The organism is Moorena sp. SIO2C4 (assembly GCF_010672485.1).
GTDB lineage: Bacteria > Cyanobacteriota > Cyanobacteriia > Cyanobacteriales > Coleofasciculaceae > Moorena > Moorena producens.
Genome location: NZ_JAAHGN010001301.1, coordinates 1 through 1,812, shown reverse-complemented (window position 1 = coordinate 1,812; position 1,812 = coordinate 1). Strand labels below are relative to the sequence as shown.

General features: G+C 44.0%; 3 protein-coding genes. 2 read left to right on the top strand and 1 reads right to left on the bottom strand.

Annotated elements, in window-relative coordinates:
• The first annotated feature begins 7 nt into the window (after window positions 1-7).
• Window positions 8-229 carry a hypothetical protein gene (locus F6K20_RS36865; RefSeq protein WP_287298175.1) on the top strand — a complete coding sequence of 74 codons (222 nt, stop codon included), beginning with the start codon at window positions 8-10 and terminating at the stop codon, window positions 227-229.
• Window positions 226-615 (top strand): hypothetical protein, encoded by a 390-nt coding sequence (locus tag F6K20_RS36860; protein ID WP_008188729.1) that lies wholly within the window; start codon window positions 226-228, stop codon window positions 613-615. The genes F6K20_RS36865 and F6K20_RS36860 overlap by 4 nt, the downstream gene beginning before the upstream one ends.
• Window positions 616-974: 359 nt before the next feature.
• Here the strand turns inward: F6K20_RS36860 and F6K20_RS36855 are convergent, their stop codons facing one another.
• On the bottom strand, window positions 975-1,646 hold the full coding sequence (locus tag F6K20_RS36855; RefSeq protein WP_229414732.1) for a CpsD/CapB family tyrosine-protein kinase: 672 nt from the start codon (window positions 1,644-1,646) through the stop codon (window positions 975-977).
• Window positions 1,647-1,812: the final 166 nt, after the last annotated feature.

Below are 1,812 nucleotides of genomic sequence, written 5' to 3'. Positions count from 1 at the left end.
TCAGAGGATATCTGAAAAGTTTTTTGATACTGAATTTTGCCCCCCTAGCCCCCCAATTCTGGGGGGAACAAGAATCAATTTGCTGGTAGAAGTCCCCCAAAATTGGGGGACCAACGGGGGCTTGGATGTAGCAAATGAGACTTTTCAGACAACCTCTCAAATCTGGATAGTCCGGATTGGTTCACGCTATGTTCGTCGGTTCGGTGGACGTGGAAAAAGAACGGGATGATTAGAGGAAATGTTAATGCAGACTTTGAACCCATTATTCCCATTTCAATTTATGGCTTGAATGGTAAAATTTACACTCAAGCGGCAATCATAGATACAGGGTTTAATGGTTGGCTTTCACTGTCTCCAGATTTGATTACTCAGTTAAATCTGAGATGGAAAAGGCGAGGACGCGCTCTTCTTGGGGATGGTAGTGAATGTATTTTTAATGTGTATGAGGTAGTTATCCTATGGGACGGATTCTCTCTAACAATTCCCATCGATGAAGCTGATTCAGAACCACTTGTTGGAATGTCATTGATGGAAGCGATGCAGCGCGGTCTTGGGGGTTACCCCCATGAGCGACTGCATCAAGACAGGCTATCAACTCATGATTCAAGTCTTTGAAGGAGGCAACGTAGAACTCCACAAAGTCAATGCACTCTAACTAATCACTACATCTTTCGCACTATCTCCCGTTCTTTGTAATTATCTATTAATTATCTAGGGATGATGGTCAATAGTAAATCGTCAATTCTAATTAGATTCAGTATCTAGGAATAAGGGGAAATCGTCCTCCCTACTCCCTACTCCCTACTCCCTACTCCCTACTCCCTGCTCCCTACTCCCTACTCCCTGTTCCCTTTGCTATATATGATCTAATTACTCATAACTAGCAACATCAAGTATTCTATTAAGAGCAACGCTTTCATCTGAAATGTATTCCTGAGAAAAATGGTAATAACTGTTAGGCTCATTATCAGGAATCACGCCATTAACCACCAAGCCCAGAACAGTCTGACCAGACTGCTCCAAAAGGCGAAAGCAGCACTACCAGAATCTACCACTCCAGGTCGGGAAACTAACAGCACACCATCGGTCATTTTTCCTAAGATAGGAGCATCAGCAGCAACGTTTAAAGAAGGGGTATCAATAATCACAAAGTCGTAACGACTAGCAACATGGTTAATCAATGAAGCCATGCGCTGGGAATCCAGAAGCACTGCTGGATTAGGAGGTACTACTCCAGAGGTCAGGACATCCAGAGTCTCGATTACTGGTTTAATGGCATCCCCCAAGTTAACCTGATTCACAAGCATATTGCTCAAGCCCACTTCATTGGACAAATCCCAGATCCGATGTTGAACAGGCTTATGGAGATCAGCATCGATTAGCAATACCTTACTTCCTCGCTGAGCAATCACTGCTGCTAAATTAGCAGACACCGTTGACTTACCTTCTTGAGGTAAGGAACTAGTCACAGTCACCGCCTTGAGGGCTTTATCTGAACTCAAAAACTTGAGATTTGCTTGCAGCATCCGATAGGATTCACTGATGGGAGACCGAGGCGTATTCCGAACAATAACTTGGGGGGTAAATGGATCTAAAACTTCCTGTGATGGATTTAATAATTGAGTTTTACTAAAGTGGGGAATCACACCCAGCAAGGTAAATTTAAATAATTGCTTAACGTCTTTGGCGTTGCTGAATTAAGGAATGAATTCGCGATCATCTGGTGAAAGTTAAAGCCCCCTAAATCCCCCAACTTTGCGGTGCGACCCAAGGGCGATTTACTCGCCCTAGGAGGCGCGCACCGGAAGGGAC

Bases quoted from the DNA above. Each gene is read 5' to 3' on its own strand.
- F6K20_RS36860 (WP_008188729.1), top strand. From the start codon at position 226: ATGATTAGAGGAAATGTTAATGCAGACTTTGAACCCATTATTCCCATT.